General features: G+C 67.8%; 3 protein-coding genes. All 3 read right to left on the bottom strand.

The window, feature by feature from the left end; genetic code table 11:
• Positions 1–13: 13 nt before the first annotated feature.
• The 3 genes from LWC34_RS09910 to LWC34_RS09900 all read right to left on the bottom strand — a co-directional run bounded on the left by LWC34_RS09910 (position 14) and on the right by LWC34_RS09900 (position 21,480).
• A complete protein-coding gene (locus LWC34_RS09910; protein WP_233724700.1) occupies positions 14–12,019 on the bottom strand; it encodes a non-ribosomal peptide synthetase in 12,006 nt (4,001 codons plus the stop codon).
• Between the two features lie 75 nt (positions 12,020–12,094).
• The gene (locus LWC34_RS09905) at positions 12,095–15,265 is read right to left on the bottom strand and encodes a non-ribosomal peptide synthetase (RefSeq protein WP_233724699.1); all 3,171 of its coding nucleotides are present in this window, start codon (positions 15,263–15,265) and stop codon (positions 12,095–12,097) included.
• A 5-nt stretch (positions 15,266–15,270) separates the two neighbouring features.
• Positions 15,271–21,480 (bottom strand): non-ribosomal peptide synthetase, encoded by a 6,210-nt coding sequence (locus LWC34_RS09900; protein WP_233724698.1) that lies wholly within the window; start codon positions 21,478–21,480, stop codon positions 15,271–15,273.
• Position 21,481: the final 1 nt, after the last annotated feature.

The raw sequence follows: 21,481 nt of genomic DNA, 5'->3' as shown, positions 1-21,481 counted from the left end.
CTCCTTATGGAAGTTATTCACCGGCCAGTCCGGCCTCGAGTTGGTTCATCTGGTCAGGTGAAAGAGCAAGGAGTGGGCTTGCCGCGGGCTTGGGCGCCTCGGCGGGCTCCTCCTCGACCTGGAGCTCCTTGACCATGGCCGCCAGCCGTTCCGGCGTTTTCTCGTCGAACACCTGCCACGGCGTCAGTTCCAGCCCTTGGCGGCGGGCTCGGGCGGACAGCTGCATCGAGGTGATCGAGTCGCCACCGAGCTCGAAGAAGCTGTCGTCGACGCCGACCTGGTCAAGACCGAGCACGTCCGCGAACAGCTCGCACAGCCGCGCCTCCATAGCCGTGCTCGGACCACGCTTCGTTGACATCGCGGCGAAGTCGGGTGCCTGAAGCGCCTTGTGGTCGAGCTTCCCGTTGGGAGTCAACGGCATCCGGTCCAACGACACGAACGCCGCAGGCATCATGTACTCCGGCAGGCGTTCGGCCGCCAGCTCACGCAGCGACGAGGTCAGCGTGTCCGAAGCGTCAGCCGACGGCACGACATACGCCACCAACTGCTTGTCACCCGGCCCGTCCCGGCGGACCGCGACCGCCATCTGGGCAACCCCTGGATGCTCGATCAGCACGGCCTCGATCTCGGCTGGCTCGACCCGGTAGCCACGCACCTTGACCTGCGCGTCTACCCGGCCAGCGAACATCAGCTGGCCCTCCCGGGTCCAGCGGAACAGGTCGCCGGAGCGGTACATCCGCTCACCCGGGGCAAACGGGCTGGCGACGAACCGTTCCGACGTGAGGCCAAGGCGTCCGAGGTATCCGCGAGCCAGTCCGACGCCGGTGATGTACAGCTCGCCGACCACCCCGGGCGGCACCGGCTGCAGGTAGGCGTCGAGCACGTAGTGCTGCACGTTGTAGATCGGCCCACCGAGCGGAACCTGCTCGTGTCCCGGCGAAAGCGGGGCACTCATCGTTGAGCAGATGGTCGTTTCCGTCGGCCCATAGGCCTGGATCACCCGACGGCCCGGCGACCACCGGTCCACCAGCGCGGGCGGTAGTGCCTCGCCGCCCGTCAACACGGTCTGCAGGGTGTCGGGCAGATCGTCCTCACTCGCCAGGACACTCGGCGATACGGTCAGGTGCGTGATGCCCGCCTTGCGGATCGCGTCGCCCAGCGTCACCCGGGGCGGCATGCTCGCCGCGTCTGGCAGGACCAAGGTCGCACCGGCCAGCAGCGTCATGTAGAGCTCGGACACGATGGCGTCGAAGCCGATCGCCGACAACTGCAACACCCGTGAGGACGACGTCACGGCCATCCGCTCGATGTGCGCGTACCCGAGGTTGACCAGCCCGGAGTGGGCGACAAGGACACCCTTGGGCACACCGGTCGATCCCGATGTGTAGATCACGTACGCCGCGTCTTCCGGTGCCACGGAAGGCAATTCCACGCCCGGATCGGCAGCTGGCAGCTCGTCGAGCACGAGCACAGTGCCCGTAAACTCCGCGGGCACAACCTCGCGAGTCGTCTTAGTGCACACAAGCACTTCCGGTGCCGAGTTCGCCAGCATGAACTCGATGCGCTCACGGGGATAGTCCGGGTCGACCGGCACGAACACTCCGCCAGCGAACGTGACCCCCATCAGGGTCACGGCCAGTTCAGCCGAACGTTCGACAAGCACTCCGACCCGGTTCTCACGCCGAACGCCCAAACCCACGAGCAGCCGTGCCAGCGCCTCTACCTCGCCCAGCAACTGGCTGTACGACAGGCTCCGCGCCGCGTCCTGCACCGCCACCGCGTCGGGTGTCTGCTCGGCTTGCTGGCGGACAAGCGCGGGCAGCGTCTCGTTTGTGACTGGCGCGTCGGTCTGGTTCCACTCGTCCACGACCAGGCGACGCTGCTCCGGACCGATCAGGCCGACGCGGCCGACCGGGATCTGCGGATCGGCGACGACCTGCTCAAGCGCCCGCAGGATCGCCGCGAGCATCTCCTCGGCCTCGGCGCGGTTGACCACGTCCGGCCGGTAAATGAACTCGCCGTGCCCCGACACGCCCGCGCGCATGGAGATCGGATAGTGCCCGGTGTCGTTCGGAATTCCGGTGGGACGTATGACAAGCGCGTCCGGGCCGTCGGACCGAGGCGGCGGGGGCGGGTAGTTCTCGAACACGACGATCGTGTCGAAGGCCGCGCCCTGACCGGCGAGCTGGTTGATCTCGCTCAGTCCGATGTGCTGGTGCGACAGCAGCGCGATCTGCCGTTCCTGCAGGTCCGTCAGCATGTCGATGATCGGTTGCTGGCCGGTGAGGGTGGCCCGGACCGGCAGCATGTTCATGTACAGACCGACCGACGACTCGACACCGGGGATCTCGGGTGGCCGCCCGGCCACCGCGGCGCCGAAGACGACGTCCTGGCGTCCGGTCAGCCGAGCCAGGTGCAGCGCCCAGACTCCCTGGAAGAGCGTGTTCGCCGTGACACCGTGCCTGCGAGTAAACTCGACCAAGCGCTTGCTCAACTCGGTGTCGAGCTCGAAGCCGACGCGGTCCGGCTCGATCGGCGTGATGATCGACTCCGGCGGTACGACGTGCGTCGCCTCGTCGAGCCCCGCGAGCTCGCTCCGCCATGCCTCCCTGGCCGCCGCCTTGTCCTGGCGAGCGATCCAGGCAAGGAAGTCGCGGTACGAGGTCGCAGCAGACTGTGTCGTGCCCTCGTATGCCGTCAGCAAGTCCACCAGGATCAGTGGCAGCGACCAGCCATCAGCCACGATGTGGTGCGACGTGAACACCAACTGGTGCCTGCGGTCACCGATGCGCACCAGGTGCAGGCGCAGCTGCGGTGCCTTGGTCAGGTCGAACCGCTCGGCGTGCAACTGCTCCGCGAGACGGTCGAATTCCGCCAGCGCCTCGGCTTCGGGCAGGTGCGAAAGGTCGGTCTCCTGCCAGTCCAGCGTGACCTCGCTGGCGATCGCCTGCACGGCCTCGCCGGACTCGAGCTGGTGGAAACTCGCCCGCAAGGCCGGGTGCCGGTCCAGCAGAACCTGCCATGACGCCCGGAACCGGGCGACGTCCATCGGGCCGTCGATGGCCAGCGTCCGCATGCTCGCGTAGACGTCCGGGCCGCGCTCGTCGGCGGCGTGGAACAAAAGGCCTTCCTGCAGCGGGGAAAGCGGCCAGATGTCGACGAGGCTCGGCACGGCGGCCTCGACCTCCGCCACTTCTTGCTGCGTCAGCGTGGTGAGCGGGAAGTCGGATGGCGTGTGTCCCCCGGCGCCGCCTTGGTCGACGTGCGTGGCCAGGCCGGTCAGCATGTCCAGCCATGCCCGCGCGAGCGATTCCGCATCGGCTTCGTCGAGAATTCGCCCGGCCCAGGTGAGGTTCAGGGTGAATTCGGGTCCGTCCACTGTGTCCGTGACGACCGCGTCGATCTCCACGACGTGCCGCAATGCCGTGTCCTGCTCCGAACCACCGCCGGAGATTCCCGCGATCTGCCAGAGCTCGGCGTCACCGGTGTGGGCCGAGAAACGGCCGAGGTAGTTGAACCCGATCTCCGGCGTGGGCAGTGCCGCGAGGACCGGCGCGGTTTCGGCGTTGAGATAGCGCAGCATGCCGTAGCCGAGCCCGCCGTCGGGCAGGGCACGCACGTTTTCCTTGACCTGCTTGAGCAAGCGACCTGCCGCGACGCCGCCCGCGATCGCGTCGGCTGTGTCGACGCCGGTCGCGTCCAGGCGCAGCGGGTGGATGTCGGTGAACCAGCCGACCGTGCGGGACAGGTCCATCTCGTCGATCGGCTGGCGGCCGTGGCCTTCGATGTCCACCACGACGCCCGTGCCACCGCGCCAGTGGGTCACCGCGCCTGCCAGGGTCGCCAGCAGCACTTCGTGAACACCGCAGTGGAAGGCCGAGGTGGCTTTCTCCACGAGCACACCGGCTTTGTCCCTCGGCAACGTCCACGACTTACGTCCCGCGGTCGCGAAGGTGTCGCGCTTGGGGTCGAGCTCACCGAGGCGTGATGGTGCTCCGTCGAGGATCTCGGTCCACGTCGTCAGTTCCGAGGTCCGCAGCGCTGCCTGATCGACCAGTGTCCGCGCCCAGCGGCGGTACGAGACGTCCACCGGATCGAGCTCCGGCCTCCGGCCAGAAGCAATGGCTTCGCAGGCCGCCTGCAGGTCCGCCACCAGGGTCCGCCACGACACGACGTCGACCAGAAGGTGGTGCGCGGCAAGGACAAGCCTGCCTGCACCGACCAAGACCGCCCGGATCATCACGCCCGCAACGGGATCGAGCCCTGCGGCCGCATCACCGGCGATCTCGTCCAGGTCACCAGCCTCGACCTGTTCGACCACCGCGTCGACCGTTCCCCGGTCGGCCACGACCAGCCTGGGCCCCTCGACGATCCGGCTGCGCAGCATGTCGTGCGTGTCGATCACGGCGGCCAACCCGGCTGTCAGCACATCGATCGACAGGTCATTGGGCACACCGACGGTCACCCACTGCGCGCTTGCGTTGAGCGCGCTGGGATCGCGTTCGATCAGTGCCTTGATCACCGGCGTCAGTACGACTTCGCCAATGCCGTCGGTTTGGTCGAGCCGCTTCGGTCCGCCGCGCTCGGCAACCGCCGCGATCCCCGCGGGTGTCTTCTGCTCAAAGACCTGCTTGGCACCGAAGACGACGTCCTCGCGTCGCGCCCGAGCGGCTAGCCGCATCGAAAGGATCGAGTCGCCGCCGAGCTCGAAGAAGCTGTCGTCGGCGCCGACCCGGTCAAGCCCAAGGATTTCCGCGAACAGGTCGCACAACAGCCGCTCGGTCTCGGTGCGCGGTTCGCGACCGGCTGACTTGCCAGTGAACTCAGGGGCAGGCAGGGCCGCGCGGTCGATCTTTCCGTTGAGCGTCAAGGGGAAGCTGTCAAGGACCAGCACCACGCCCGGCACCATGAACTCCGGCAGCCGGGCAGCCAGGTGCGCCCGGACCTCATCAGGATCCAGCGCTTCCCCAGTCACGTACGCGAAGAGCCGCTTCTCACCCGCGAGGTCCTGCCGTGCCACCACAACCGCCTGCGCGACAGCGGGGACCTCGGCCAGCGCGGCCTCGATCTCGCCGGGCTCGACGCGGTAACCACGGATCTTCACCTGGGAGTCGGCCCGTCCGGCGAACAACAGCTCGCCCTGGTCCGTCCAGCGCGCCAGGTCACCGGTGCGGTACATGCGCTCACCGGAAGCGAACGGGTTGGCGACGAACCGCTCGGAGGTCGATCCGTTGTTGCCCACGTATCCGTGCGCAAGGCCAGCGCCTGCGAGGTAGAGCTCGCCGGTCACGTTGGGCGCCACCGGCTGGAGGAACGCGTCGAGCACGTACGCCTGCCTGCCAGCCAACGGCCCGCCGATCGGCAGGGTGTCGCCTGTTTCGGCCCCTGGCTCGATGACAAGCCACGTGGCGCACAGGGTGATCTCGGTGGGGCCGTACAGCTGCCGGACTCGCACGTCCGGGCATGCCTGGCGCATCCGTACGACAGATGCGAGTGGCACCGCGTCACCGCCGGTCAGGATCTCACGCAGCCCCGTGAAGGACTCGGGCGATTCCTCCGCCACAGCACGAAAAGCGCCTGCGGTCAGGTGAACCGTGGTCACGCCACGGACGATCGCTTCACGCAACCGCTGCGCGTCCACTGCGCCCGGTTCCGCGACCATCACGCGGGCTCCGTTGACCAACGGCACCCAGATCTCGACCAGCGACGCGTCGAACGCGTGCGACGCGTGCAGCAGCACACAGTCGTCGGGGCCCTGCGACCAGCCTGGGTCACCCGCCAGGGCCGCCACGCTTCCGTGCGGCACCGCGACGCCCTTCGGCACACCGGTCGAGCCCGACGTGTACATCACGTAGGCGACGTCGTGCGCGCCGATCGTGAGCGCGGGTGGTTCTCCCCCGGTCGCCAGTACGTCCACCGGCTCGACCCCATCTGGCACCCGGCTCGCTTCCCCACAGACCGCGACCGAGCAGCCGACAAGCATTTGTTCGATCCGGTCTGCGGGGTAGTCCACGTTCACGGGAACCTGCGCGGCGCCCGCTTTCCAGACCGCGAGAAGGGCGACGAACAGGTCCGCGCCGCGCTCCATCACCACACCGACACGGTCACCGCGCCGCACTCCCAGCCCAGCCAGGTGCCCCGCCAACCGATCCGATTCCCGGTCGAGGTCGGCGTAGGACAGCGTGCGTTCCCCGTCCGCGACCGCCACCGCGTCGGGAGACTTGCCAACCTGCTGCCGGAACAACTCCACCACCGACGGTCCGCCGTGCGCCTCGCCGGTCGAGTTCCATTGCTCCACAACGGAAGCACGCGTCGATTCGCTCGTCACACCAAGGCGGCCAACGGGCAGTGAAGGTTCCGCCACCACGCGTTCCAGGACGCGCACGACCTGCCGGGCGACCTCAGCGGCCGTGTCCGCGGCAATCCGGTCTGGCCGGTAGGACACGTTGATCCGCAGGCGATCCCCGAGGCTGACGTTCATCGTCAGCGGGTAGCTGGTGCCGGTCCGGGTAGCGACACCGCTGATCACGACGCCGCCGTCGTCACCGAGTCCAGCGGCGGTGTGCGGGTAGTTCTCGATCATCACGATGGTGTCGAAGATCGCGCCCGGCCCCGCGGCCTTCTGGATCTCCGGCAGCCCCATGTGCTGGTGCTCGGTCAACGCTGACTGGCGCGCCTGCAGGTCCTTGACCATCGCCAGCACCGGCTGGCTGCCGTCGAGCCGCACGCGGACCGGGACGGTGTTGATGAACATCCCGACCATCCGCTCGACATCCGGCACGTCCGCCGGACGCCCGGAAACCACGGACCCGAAAACCACATCGGTCCGGCCAGCCAGGCGCGCCAGCACCAACGCCCATGCGGCCTGCAGGATCGTGCTCGACGTCAAACCGTGGCCACGGGCCAATTCGGTGAGTGCCCGTGTGGCCTCTTCGGACAGCCATTCGGCGTGCTGGCCCGGCAGCACCATCGTCTTGGACGCGTCAATGTCCACAATGGTCGGTTCGTCCGACCCGGCGAGCTCGGTCCGCCACGCCGAGCGGGTCGTTTCTTCGTCCTGACGGCTCAGCCAGGCGAGGTAGTCCTTGTAGGACGGTGGTGTGGACGTGCCATGACCACCCGCGTAGGCAGTCGACACCTCGCCAAGGATGAGCGGTGTCGACCAGCCGTCCAGCACAACGTGGTGCGACGTCAGCACGAGCCGGTGCCGGTCCGCGGCAAGGCGGATAAGCAACAGCCGTAGCAGCGGCGCCTTGGTCACGTCGAACCGCTGCGCCTGATCCTCGGCGAGCAGGCGTTCGACGGCCGCGTCCGCGTCATCGACGTTCGACAGGTCCTCTACCCGCCAAGGGATATCGACCTGGCCGACGATGACCTGCACGGTCTGGCCCGATGCGAGCTGGTGGAAGCTGGCCCTGAGCGAGTGGTGCCGGGCGAGCACCTGGTTCCATGCCGCGTGCAGCCGCTGCGCGTCGAGCGGGCCGTCGAGGTCCAGGATCCGCTGGCTCTGGTACACATCAACGCCGTCATCGTCGAAGGCCCGCTCGAAGAGCATGCCTTCCTGCAACGGCGACAATGGCCAGACGTCCGTCAGGCCTGGCGCCGCGGCCTCCAGCTCCGCCACGTCCTGCTGCGTCAGGTCGACGAGGTCGAAGTCGGACGGCGTGTGCCCGCCAGCGCCCGCATCCTCGGCGAGGGCAGTCAATATCTCCAGCCAAGCCTCACCGAGCTGCTGCACTGTCGCGGGGTCGATGTCCCTGCCATCGATGGCGAGCCCCAGTCGTGGGCCGGTTGGCGTGTCCTGAACTTCCGCGCCGACCTCCACCAGATGGGCCAAGGCCATGTCCGGACCGCCGCCGAGCGGCCCTTCGCCGCTCACCTCCCACGCGGGATTCTTGAGGGACAGACTGGTCCGGCCGAGGTAGTTGAACCCGATCTGCGCGGACGGCATGTCGGCAAGCCGGGCCGCGGTATCAGAGTTGAGATAGCGCAACAGCCCGTAGCCAAGTCCATCGCCGGGGACAGCGCGAGCCTGTTCCTTGACGGCCTTCAGTGAAAGGTCGCCCAGATCGAGGCGGACCGGGTGCACGCTGGTGAACCAGCCGACGGTACGCAGCAGGTCCTCGCCATCGGCGGCTTCCCGCCCATGGCCTTCCACATCCACCAGCAGCCCGCCGCCAGCACCGCGCACCCGCGCCACGGCACCCGCGAGGCCAGCCAGAAGGACGTCTTGGATCCCGCAATGGAATGCCGCGGGCAACTGTGACACCAGGTTGCGTGCCACAGGGCCGGAAAGGGCGTCGGACCACGAGTGCGACTGCCCGGTTTGCTGCTCAAGCACCGGTTCGACGCCGTCCAGCAAGGCCACCCATTGGTCGAGCTCAGCCACCGTGCTGTCGCTGCGAGCCTGCTCGCTCAGCCGCAGCGCCCATTGCCGGTACGACGTCGTCGCGGGTTCCAGGGCAGGGGTCTCACCGGCGATCACCGCGTCATAGGCCGAACGCAGGTCCGGCAGCAGGATTCCCCACGAGACCGCGTCGACTGCCAGGTGATGCGCCACGAATGCCAACCGGCCCGGCTCATCGTTCCCGGCGTCGATCCACACGGCCCGCGCCATGATTCCGGCCGACGGGTTCAGCGTGCTCATCGCCGTGCTGACCTGGCCTTCGGCGATCTCGTCGAGGTTGCCCGCGCCAGCCGCCACCCGCGTGACCAAGGCGCCCGCGTCCACAGCACCTGGCTCGGCCACGATCAGCCGTCCGTCGGACTCCACCCTGGCCCGCAGCAGGTCATGCACGTCCAGCACCGCCTGCAGGGCTTTCACGAGGGCGTCCTGGTTCAAGCCTGCCGGAGTGCCGACGACCCTCGCCTGCGCGAAGTTCGGGCGCACCGCGTCGTCCCCGAGGGCACGCATTACCGGCGTCCACGGGATCTCCCCCACGCCGGTCACCGCGGCCCGTGGCGTCGGCTGGGTCTCTTGTGCCAGTGCCGCAAGACGTTCCGGGGTCCGAAGCTCGAACACCTGCCGTGGCGTCAGGGAAATGCCTTCGCGACGCGCACGGGCGGCAACCTGCATCGAGGAGATCGAGTCGCCGCCCAGTTCGAAGAAGCTGTCCTCGACCCCAACCCGCTCAAGGCCAAGGACGTCGGCGAACACTCCACAAAGGACTCGTTCGGCGTCGGTAGCGGGCTCCCGGCCCGCTTTGGACGCGAAGTCCGGCTCGGGCAGTGCCTGGCGGTCGATCTTTCCGTTGACCGTCAACGGCAACTCGCCCAGCACGAGGACAGCGGCCGGAACCATGAACTCGGGCAGCGTCTCGGCGAGCTGGTCACGAAGCCGCACCGGGTCAAGCTCGTGGCCCGCCTCAGCGACCGCGTAACCAATCAGGTGCTCATCCCGCGCGAGCACCACGGCCTGGCCAACGCCAGGCAGGCCTGCGAGGACGACCTCGATCTCACCGGGCTCCACTCGGTACCCGCGGATCTTCACCTGGTCATCGGCCCGTCCGGCAAACGCCAGCGCACCCTCGTCGGTCCAGTACGCCAGGTCCCCGGTGCGGTACATCCGCCCATGAGGCACGAACGGGTCGGCGACGAACCGCTCGGCCGTCAACGCCGAACGATCCAAATAACCTTGCGCCACACCGGCTCCGGCGACATACAGCTCACCCGCGACACCCGGCGGCACGGGCCGCAAGAACCCGTCGAGGACGTACACACGCCGCCCCGCGAGCGGACGACCGATCGGCAGCACCGATCCCGTCTCGTGGCCAGGCTCCAGTAGCAACCACGTCGCGCACAGCGTGGCCTCCGTCGGGCCATAGAGATGCCGTACCCGCACGTTCGGACACGTCCGCCGCACACGCTCCACCGCCGCCAACGGCACCGCGTCGCCACCGGTCAGCACCTCGCGCAGACCAGCCACCGACTCCGGCGACTCCTCGGCCAGCACCCGGAAGGCACCGGCGGTCAAGTGCGCGGCCGTAACTCCGTCTGCCACATACGCGGCCAGCGCAGCGCCGTCTACCGCGCCCGATCCGGCCAGCACCACGCGGGCGCCCGAAACCAGCGGCACCCACATCTCGAACAGCGAGATGTCGAACGCGTGCGAAGCGTGCATCAGCACGGCGTCGTCTGGGCCGACGCGCCATCCCGGCTCACCGACCAACGCCGCAACGTTGCCGTGCGAGACCGCGACACCCTTGGGCGTGCCCGTCGATCCCGACGTGTACATCACGTAGGCGACGTCATCAGCTGTCGTACCAACCGAAAGATGGCTGCATTCCGAAACCGCCTGCCGCGTCGGCGGATCGTCGAGGACGATCGGCTCGGTCCCGCCGTCCAGCACGGCATCCCGGTACGCCGCCGTGCACACCACTACCGCGGGATCGGCGTCCGCGAGCATGAACTTCACGCGTTCCAACGGGTACGCGGGATCCACCGGCACATAGGCCGCGCCCGCTTTCCACACCGCGAGCAAGGTCGCGATCAGGTCGTGGGACCGTTCCACAACCACAGCAACCCGGTCCCCGCGCCGCACCCCACGGCCGCGCAGGTAACCCGCGAGCCGCTCGGCATCCTCAGCCAATACCCCGTAGGACATCGCCCGATCGCGGTCGACAACCGCGATCGCGTCGCTGCAACGCTCCACCTGGCTGTCAAACAGCTCCAGGGCGAGGCGATTCGGTGCCGCTTCGGCTGCCGCACCCCACTCGTCCACGACCAGGGCACGCTCAGTCGCACTTGTCACAGCGACATCCGCCACTGTGATCTCACTGGTCAACTGCCCGAGGACCGAAGTCAGTCGCTCCACAATGGATAGAGCGGTGGCCTCGTCGAAGAGGTCCGTCAGATAGTCGAGCTTGATCAGCATCGACTCGCGCGGCACGGCGACGAGAGTCAGTGGGTAGTGGGCGGCCACCCGGCCCTGGTTTACCTGAATGCCAAGGGGTTTCGCGTCGGCAGGCGCATCGTGGAAGCGCTCGAAGACGAGCAACGAGTCGAAGATCGCGCCAGGCCCGGCCGCCTGCTGGATGTCCGCCAGGCCGACGAACTGGTCGGGGATCAGTGACGACCGACGCTTCTGCAACTCCGCCAACAGTTCGATGACCGGCTTCGAGCCGTTCAGCCGCACACGAACCGGAACGGTGTTGAGGAACAGCCCCACCATTCCTTCCACGCCAGGCAGGTCCGGCGGGCGCGCCGACACCACGGCCCCGAACACCACGTCAGTGCGGCCAGCCAGCTGCGCCAGCACCATCGCCCACGCGCCCTGCACGACCGTGTTCAGCGTCAGCCCGTGGCGCCGAGCCAGCTCGTCCAGCGATTGCGTGAGGTCCTCCGGCAGTTCGACCTCGACGCTCTCCGGAATGCCGGGCGCACGCCCCGGATCGGCGGGCGCGACCAGTGTCGGCTCCTCGGCGCCACGCAGCTCCGCCGCCCATGCCGAGAGCGCCTTCTCCTTGTCCTGTCGGCTCAGCCATGCCAGGTACTCCCGGTAGGACGTCACCTCAGGCAGTTCGCTATTTCCTTGGTACAGGGTCGAAAGCTCGTCGAGCACGATCGGCAGCGACCAGCCGTCCATGATCGTGTGATGGCAGGTCACCACCAGGCGGTGGCCGTCGTCGGCGAGATGGATCAGGGTCAGCCGCAGCAACGGCGCGTTCGCGAGGTCGAACGGCGTCGTGCGATCCTCCTCGGCCAGCTCCCGCACGGCTTCTGAAGCGTCATCGAGGTGCGAAAGGTCGACCACGCGCCACGGCAGTTCCGGCTGCCTGGCGATGATCTGCACGGTCTCACCGGATTTGCGCTGCCGGAAGCAGGCCCGCAGTGGGGCGTGCCGGGTCAGCAGCGCCTCCCATGCCGTGCGCAGCCGTGCCGCGTCCACCGGTCCGGCCAGGTCAAGGATCCAGTGGCCGATGTAGAAATCATGCCCGTCGCCGTCGTAGACCGCGTGGAAGAGCAACCCGGCCTGCAGCGGCGACAGCGGCCAGATTTCCTCGATCCGCGACTGAGCCATCAACGTCTCCCTCGATTAGCCCTCGTGAGTGGTTATGCGTGTTCTAACGCGGATAACCACTCACGAGGGTTTTCCTTACACAGCGTCGAACTCGGCTTCGAATTCGTCGATCTCGTCCTGGCTCAGGTCGACAAGGACGGCCGTGGACGTGGCCTGTTGTGCCACAACAGGTTCCTCTGCCTGCGGTTCGACGATGGCCGCGAGGCCAGCGGGCGTCCGGTGTTCGAACACCTCCGGCGCGGAGAACGTCATTCCGTCGCGCAGTGCCCGCGCCACCAGCCGCATCGCGAGGATGGAATCCCCGCCAAGCTCGAAGAAACTGTCATCGACGCCGACCCTCTCCTGGCCGAGCACCTCGGCGAAGAGCACGCACAGCATCCGCTCGGTCTCGGTGACCGGCTCCCGGTCCGCAGCACGGGCGGTGAAGTCGGGATCGGGCAAGGCCGCCCGGTCGATCTTCCCGTTCGCGGTCACCGGCAAGGCATCCAGCACGACCACCGCGGCCGGAACCATGTAGTCCGGCAGCACCTCACCGATCTGCGCACGCAGCTGTGCCGGGTCAACGCCCGCATCGGACACGACATAGCCGATCAAGCGCTCGTCACGAGCCACAACCACCGCCTGGCTGACGCCCGGCTGCGCGGCCAGCACGGTTTCGATCTCGCCCGGCTCCACCCGGAAGCCACGGATCTTGACCTGGTCGTCGGCCCGTCCCTCGAAGACCAGCTCGCCCTCGTAGGCCCAGTACGCGATGTCGCCCGTCCGGTACATCCGTCGGCCTGGCGCAAACGGATCGGCGACAAACCGTTCCGCAGTCAGCACCGAACGACCAAGGTAGCCGCGCGCAAGGCCCGCGCCCGCGATGTACAGATCGCCCGAGACGCCCGGCGGCAACGGGCGCAGGAAAGCGTCCAGCACGTACAGCCTGCGGCCCGCGAGCGGACGGCCGATCGGTAACACCTCATCGACCACGTCACCCGGCTCAAGTACATGCCATGTCGCGCACAGCGTGGTCTCGGTCGGCCCGTACAGGTGTCGAATCCGCGCTTGCGGACAGGCCTCACGAACCCGCTCCACCGCGCGCGGAGGCACCGCGTCACCACCGGTCAGCACTTCACGCAAGCCTACGAACGACTCCGGCGATTCCTCTGCCACCGCACGGAAACTCCCCGCGGTGAGATGGGCCCGCGTCACCCCGGCCGCGACCGCTTCCCGCAAGCGTCGGGCATCCACCAGATCCGGTCCGGCGATCACGACACGGGCACCAGACACCAACGGCACCCAGATCTCGAACAAGGACGCGTCGAACGTGTGCGGTGCGTGCATCAGCACCACATCGTCAGGCTTCATCCGCCAGCCGGAATCCCCCGCCAGCTCCGCGACACTCCGATGTGGAACCGCCACACCCTTCGGCGTCCCGGTCGAACCGGACGTGTACATCACGTACGCCAGATCATCCGCCCCGATCGGGACAGCGGAAACCTCGCCCTCGACAGCGTCGTTCACGAGGATCTGCGGATAGTCCACCGGCACCACACCGGACGTCTTCGGTCCACAAACCACTGCCGCGACTGCGGAATCGGCCAGCATGAACGCCACCCGATCGGCCGGATAGCCCGGATCGACCGGCACGAACGCCGCGCCCGCCTTCCACACGCCCAGCCACGTCGCCAGAACTTCCGGCGACCGCTCCAGCACAACCCCGACACGGTCACCGCGTCGCACGCCGCGATCCGTCAGAGCGCCCGCAACCCGATCGGACCACTTGTCGAGATCCGCATAAGACCAGGTCTGGTCCGCGGCCTGCACCGCCGTCGCATCTGGCGCCCGTTCCACCTGGCGACGGAACAACTCCACCGCCGTTGGCGCATCCGCGACAGCATCGGTCTGGTTCCACCGCTCGACAACCAGCTCGCGCTCGGCATCGGCCACCACGTCCAGACGACCAACCGCCGTCCCCGGCTCCGCGATCATCCGCTCAAGAACCCGGGCAAGCCGCCACAGAGCCTGTTTGGCGACTTGGTCGTCGATGATCTCCGGCTGGTACTCGATCAAGGTGTCCAGGCCTTTGCCGGGCAAGATTCCCAGGGTGATCGCGTACGGCGTCGCCTGATGGAATTCCCGCAACGACACAGTGATGGCGCTCGGCGAGTCCGATTCCGTCGTCGGATCGGCGTAGTTCTCGAACACCACGATCGTGTCGAAGCTCGCCCCGTCGATCTTCTGGATCTCCGGCAAGCCCAGGTGGTGATGCGACATCAGCGCGGACTGCCGCTCCTGCAACTCCGTCAGCGTCTGCAGAACCGTCTGCCCGCCGTCCAACCGCACTCGCACCGGCACGGTGTTGATGAACAGCCCCACGGTCTGTTGCGCGCCAGGTAACTCCGCCGGACGTCCGGAGACCACCGCTCCGAACACCACGTCACGACGGCGCATCAACCGGGCCAGAACCAAGGCCCACGCGCCCTGAACCACGGTGTTCAACGTCAACGCATGGCGACGAGCGAACTCGACCAGAGCCGACAGGAACTCCGGGGAATGGTTCAGCACTTCCTTGGTCGGCAATCCCGGTGCCAGCCTTGGCCTTTCCCGGATCCTCAGCGCCGACTCGTCGGCATCAGCCAGCTCCGCACGCCACGCCTCGCGGGCCGCTTCCTTGTCCTGCCGACCCAACCAGGCCAGGTAGTTGCCGTAGGAACCCGCGGGCCGCAGCTTGGTGGCGACACCGCCTGCCGCGTAGATCGCAAGGAGATCCGACTCGAGGATCGCCCGCGACCACCCGTCGATGAGCAAGTGGTGGCTCGTGGTCACCAGGCAGTGCTTCGCCGGACCGAGCTTGATCAGCACAAGGCGCAGCAGCGGAGGCCTTGTCAGGTCGAACTTCGTGGCACGCTCGGTGTCGGCGATCTTGGTGATCTCGGCCTGCGCGTCGTCATCGGCAAGGCCGGACAGGTCACGTTCGGCCCATGGCAGCTTCACCTGCCGGGGAATGACCTGGACCGTCTCGCCGTTCTTGCGCCGCTGGAAACTCGCCCGCAGCGCCGCGTGACGGCCGAGCAAGGCTTCCCAGGCTTTCCGGAACCGTGCCGCGTCCAAAGGGCCGTCGATGTACTGCGAGTGCTGGATGACGTGAATGTCGGGACCCTCATCGTCCAATGAGGCGTGGTAAACCATTCCCGCCTGCATCGGGGACAGCGGCCAGACTTCGGCGAGCGCCGATCCGGAGGACGTCGTCGACGTGTTCACGATGTCTACCCCTCACTGAGTTCCGCTGCTAAAGCCTCGAAGCCGGCGATCTCGTCCTGGTCGAGATCGAGCAGCCCGAAGTCGGACGCGGTATGTCCCCCTGCGCCGGGATCGTTGGCCTGACGGGCCAGCCCGGACAACACCGCGAGCAGTTCGCTTGCCAGCCGGTCGATCTCGGCATCGGCGAACTGTTCGCCCGACCATTCCACCATGAGCGTCAGTTCCGGACCATCAGGCAGATCCTGGACAATCGCGTTGACGTCCAACCCGTGCGGCAACCGCATGCTCGGATCGATCGAACCGCCGATGTCACCGATCAGTTGCCACGCCTGGCCATCACTCTGGTTACCGGCGACGAACCGGCCCATGTAGTTGAACCCGATCCGGGCCGACGGAAGTGCCGCGAGAACCGGCCTTGTCTCGGCATTGAGGTAGCGCAGCAGCCCGTGGCCGAGGCCGTCGCCGGGAACCGCGCGCGACTGTTCCTTGACCACCTTCAGCAACGTCCCGGCCGCCGGACCACCGGCCACCACATCGGCCAGATCGATCCCAGCGACATCCAGTTTCACCGGATGCGTGCTGGTGAACCAGCCGACCGTCCTGGACAAGTCCATCCCGATGTGTTGATCGGCGCAATGGCGGCCATGGCTTTCCACGTCCACCAAAGCCGTGTCGCCGCCACACCACCGGGCCACCGCTCCAGCCAGCCCGGCAAGCAAGACCTCGTGCACTCCACAGTGGAACAACGCAGGAGCCTGCCCGACCAACACGGAAGTCTCAGCCCCAGGCACGACCCACGACCGGGAACGGACGTCACCGCCCGGGGCATGCTCCGGCTGATCCTCGGAACCGAGAATCTCCTTCCACGCGGCCAATTCCCCGACCCGCTCGGCCGAGACCGCCCACTGCTCCAGCAAACCGGCCCACCGCTTGAACGACACCGCCACTGGCTCCAGTGCTGGTTCGCGTCCGGCGGCCGCGGCCTCGCAGGCTGCCTGCAAGTCCGATTGCAGTACCCGCCAGGACACGCCGTCGACCGCCAGGTGATGCGCCACCACGATCAAGCGCCCCAACTGATCCGGTCCGGCGTCCACCCACACCGCTTGGACCATGACACCCGCTGCGGGATCCAACCGGCTCACGGCATCCGCCACGACCTCCTCGATCGAGCCGTCAAACTCAACGCGCGTAACCAATCCGCCCGCGTCCACCGACCCGCGCTCCGAAACCACCAAGCGCTCGTCGACAACACGCGCCCGCAGCATGTCGTGCGTATCCATGACCGCCGCGAGGCCAGCAACCACCGTCTTCTCGGTCAAGTCCGACGGCGCACCCAGCACGATCCATTGCGCGAACCCGGGCGCCGCAACGCCTTCACCGAACATCCGCATCACCGGCGTAAACGCGACATCACCGACACCATCAGCCACAGTGGACTGATCACTCCGCGGCAGCGGCGATTCGGCCACCAAAAGCGCCAGTTGCTCAGGAGTCCGGTGCTCGAACACCTGACGCGGGGTCAGCGAGATGCCATCGCGCCGCGCACGAGCGGCGACCTGCATCGACGAGATCGAGTCGCCACCAAGCTCGAAGAAGCTGTCCTCGACCCCAACCCGCTCAAGGCCAAGGACTTCAGCGAACACCTCGCACAGAATCCGCTCGACCTCGGTCTCCGGGTCGCGGCCTGCCGATGTCGATGAGAAGTCCGGTTCGGGCAACGCGGCCCGGTCGATCTTCCCGTGCGGCGTCAGCGGCAGGACATCGAGCGCGACCACCGCCGCAGGAACCATGTACGGAGGCAACCGTGACGCGAGGTCATCGCGCAGCGCCCGCGGATCGATGTCACCTGGCGCCACATAGGCCACCAGGCGTCCATCGTGGACGGTCACCGTGGCCCCGGAAACCTCGGGGTGGCTGGACAGCGCGAACTCGATCTCACGGGGTTCGACCCGGAAACCACGGATCTTGACCTGGTCGTCGGCCCGCCCGGCGGACACCAGCTCGCCTCGGTCGGTCCAGTAGGCCAGATCGCCCGTGCGGTACATGCGTTCACCGGCAACGAATGGATCGGCGACGAACCGCCCAGCCGTCAACGCCGTCTGGCCCAGATAGCCTCGGGCGACACCAATCCCGGCCAGGTACAGCTCGCCGGTGACGCCCGGCGGCAGCGGACGCAGGAACGAGTCCAGCAGATAGCCACGAACCCCGGGAACCGGTGCCCCGAACGGGATCGGATGCTGGCGTGGCACCAACGGCATGCTCATCGTCGCGCAGATCGTGGTCTCGGTCGGCCCGTAGGCGTTGATCATCCGCCGGTCCGCCGAGAAGCGGTCCACGAGACCCGGCGGGCACAGCTCCCCCGCCGCGACCACTGTCTCCACCCTGTCGGGCAACACATCGAGGGTGGCAAGCACCGACGGCGGCGCCTTGACGTGCGTGACGTCCCACCGCTCCAAGGTTTCGGCCAGCGTCGCCTGGGGCGGCAGATCCTCGTCGGGTGGCATCACCAGTGTCGCCCCCGACAACAACGCCATCATCACCTCGGACACGATGGTGTCGAAGCCGAGCGCGGCGAACTGCAAGACCCGGGACGAGCGCGACACACCGAACCGGGCGATGTGCGCGAGCGCGAGATTCCCCAGGCCCGAGTACGTGACGACGACTCCCTTCGGAGTTCCCGTCGACCCGGACGTGTAGATCACGTACGCCGCGTCACGCGGGCCGAGCCGCGGCAAGATCGCGCTCGGGGCGGCCACCAGGTCCAACTCGTCGATCACGACAAGCCGGTCGCCGAACTCCTCCGGCACCGCGTCCCGGGTCTTTCCCTGACACACCACCAACATCGGATCCGCGCTGCCGAAAACCAGCCGTACGCGCTCGGCCGGATACGCCGGGTCGACGGGAACGAACACGCCACCCGCCAACTGCACGCCCAACATCCCGACCAGCCACCACGAAGACCGGCCTACCACCAGGCCGACACGTTCCTCATGGCCAACCCCACGAGCCCGCAGTACGGCAGCGAACTTCACCGCCCGGTCCCACAACTCCCCGTACGACAGCTCGCCATCGCCATCGACCACCGCGATGTCGTCCGGCCAGTCCTCGACCACGCGCCCGACCAACGCGGGCAACGGCTCGCCGGTCAGCAGCGCGGGTTCCCAGCGGTGCAGCGAAACCGCGCCCATACCTGCCCGCCCGACCAGACGGGACGGGTCGGCGACGATCGTCTCGAGGGTCCCGACGAACCAGTCGAGCGCCGACTCGGCGATGGCATCCTCGATCTGCCCGGGAAAGTAGGAAAGCATGAGCCTGCAGTCGTCCGCCGGGATGACGCCGAGGGTCACGGCGAAGTGCGTGCCCTCGATCGTGCCCAGATAGCGGAACTGGTCGGCGAAGTCCCTCGGGTAGTTCTCGAACACCAGCAGCGTGTCGAAGACCGCGCCCGCACCGGCCGTCTTCTGGATCTCCGGCAGGCCGAGGTGCTGGTGCGGCATCATCGCGACCTGCCTGGACTGCAAGCCGGTCAGCATGTCCACAATGGACTTATCGCCGTCCAGCGGGACGCGGACCGGCAGCGTGTTCATCATCAGCCCTGGCATCGACTCCACGCCTGGGAGCTCGGCGGGACGATTGGCGACCGTGGTGCCGAACACCACGTCAGTGCGTCGCACGAGTCGCGCCAGCACCATCGCCCACGCGCCCTGCATCACCGTGTTCAGGGTCAGCTCGTGGTCGCGGGCGAACTCAAGCAGCCTGCTGTAGAGATCCGGCGACAGGTACGTGGTGCGGTAGTCGTAGTCCGGCCCGGAGTCCGCCTTCGCGACCAACGCGGGCACGTCGATGCCGGACAGCTCGGTCCGCCATGCCACGCGTGCCGAGTCCTTGTCCTGCCGGTTGAGCCAAGCCAGATAGTCACGGTAGGACGCGACACCCGTCCGCTCTGGGAAATGCCCACCGGCCGTGTACGCCTCGGACACCTCGTTGAGGATCACCGCGATCGACCAGCCGTCGGTCAGGATGTGGTGATTGACGACCAGCAATCGGTGCCGCGTCTCGCTGAGCCGGATCAGGACCAGCCGGAACAGCGGTGGTTTGGTGAGATCGAACCGCCGCTGCTGTTCATGCCTTGCCAGCGCGTCGATGGCCGCTTCGGCGTCGTTCGCGTCGGACAGGTCGACCTCGCGCCACGGCAGGGCGACGTGCCCGGCGACCGCCTGCACCGCCTTGCCCGACGACAGCCGGTGGAAGCTCAGCCGAAGCTCGCCGTGCCGCGCGAACGCCCCTTCCCAGACCACCCGCAGCCTGGCCACGTCCAGCGGACCGGTCAGCTCCACGATCCACTGCGTCTGATAGATGTCGGGCCCATGGTCATTGAGGGCCGTCTGGAAGAGCAACCCGGCCTGGAGCGGTGCCAGCGGCCAGATTTCCTCGGCACCGGGGGCCGCGATCGCCAGCTCCGCCTCGTCTTCGGCGGTCAGCTCGATCAGTGGGCCGTCGACAGACTCCGAGACCGGGACGACACTCGCGACGGCCGCGAGCCGTGCCGGGGTTTTCTCCCCGAAGATCTGGGCAGGCGTGACCAGCAGGCCTGCTTTGGCCGCGCGTGCGGACAGCCGTACGGCGATGATCGAATCGCCGCCAAGCTCGAAGAAGCCGTCGTCGACACCGACTCGCTCAAGGCCGAGCAACTCGGCAAAAAGTCCACAGAGGACACTCTCGGCCTCGGTGGTGGCTTCGCGGCCCGTGACACTCGCGGTGAACACCGGCGCGGGCAGCGCGGCCCGGTCCAGCTTTCCATTGCTGGTCAGGGGAAGCGTATCCAGCTTGAGCACCACGGCCGGGATCATGTACTCCGGCAGCACGGCGGCGAGACGCTCGCGGACAGTGTCGGGATCCGCGTCCCCGACCACGTAACCGATCAGACGGCCGTCGATCGCCACCACGACGGCCTCGTGCACGTCCGGCTGCGCGGTGAGCGCGGCCTCGATCTCGCCGGGTTCGATCCGGAACCCGCGGATCTTCACCTGGGCATCGGACCGGCCCGCGAACATCAACTCGTTGTCAGCGGACCAGTAGGCAAGGTCACCGGTCCGGTACATCCGCTGCCCGGGTGCGAACGGATCCGCGACGAACCGCTCCGCCGTCAGCCCCGCCCGGTCCAGATAGCCGTCCGCCAGACCGGCACCGGAAAGGTAAAGGTCACCAACAACATCCGGTGCGACCGGCTGCAGCGACCCGTCGAGCACGTGAGCCTGGCGGCCAGCAAGCGGACGCCCGATCGGCAACATCGGGCCGAGCGCGTCGCCTGGTTCGAGCACATGCCATGTGGCGCACAGCGTGGTTTCTGTCGGGCCGTACAGGTGCCGGACCCGCACTCGTGGGCACGCTTCCCGAACCCGCGTGACCGCGTGCGCGGGTACCAAGTCCCCGCCCGTCAACACTTCGCGCAGCCCCGCGAACGACTCCGGCGATTCCTCTGCCACCGCACGGAAATTGCCCGCAGTCAGGTGCGCCCGCGTCACTCCGGCCGCGACCGCGTCCCGCAGGCGCCGGGCATCAACCGGCCCCGGTTCGGCGATCACGACACGGGCACCCGACACCAGCGGCACCCAGATCTCGAACAGGGACGCGTCGAAGGCGTACGGCGCGTGCACGAGCACCGCGTCGCTGGATTCCACTGCCCAGCCAGGGTTTCCCACCAACTCGGCGACACTTCGATGCGGGACAGCCACACCCTTCGGGGTGCCTGTCGAGCCGGAGGTGTACATCACGTACGCCAGATCGCCCGGCCGCACAGTGACCGCAGACGCGTCGCCCTTGTCCGTGACGAGGATCGGCCCGATCCCCTCCGGCACGGCCCCGCGCGTCGCTGCCGAACACACCATCAGCGACACGGCCGAGTCCGCGACCATGAACGCCACCCGTGGCGCGGGATAGGCCGCATCCACTGGCACGTAAGCCGCCCCGGCCTGCCACACGGCCAGCAGTGACACCAGCAAGTCGGCCGAACGGTCCAGCATGACGCCCACGCGGTCGCCGTGGCGCACGCCGTGGCTGATCAACCGTCCGGACAGCTGTCCCGCGAGCTCAGCCAGCTGCCGGTAGGTGAGAACCCGATCCCCGTCGGCCACGGCCACCGCGTCGGGCGTCCGGTCCACCTGCGCGGCGAACAGATCCAGCACCGTCGGCGTGGTCGGCGCTGCCGAGGTCATC

Origin of the sequence: Kibdelosporangium philippinense (genome assembly GCF_021390435.2) — a bacterium.
Lineage (GTDB): Bacteria > Actinomycetota > Actinomycetes > Mycobacteriales > Pseudonocardiaceae > Kibdelosporangium > Kibdelosporangium philippinense.
The sequence above is the reverse complement of the archived record's forward strand: the minus strand, read 5'-3'. Positions and strand labels throughout refer to the sequence as shown.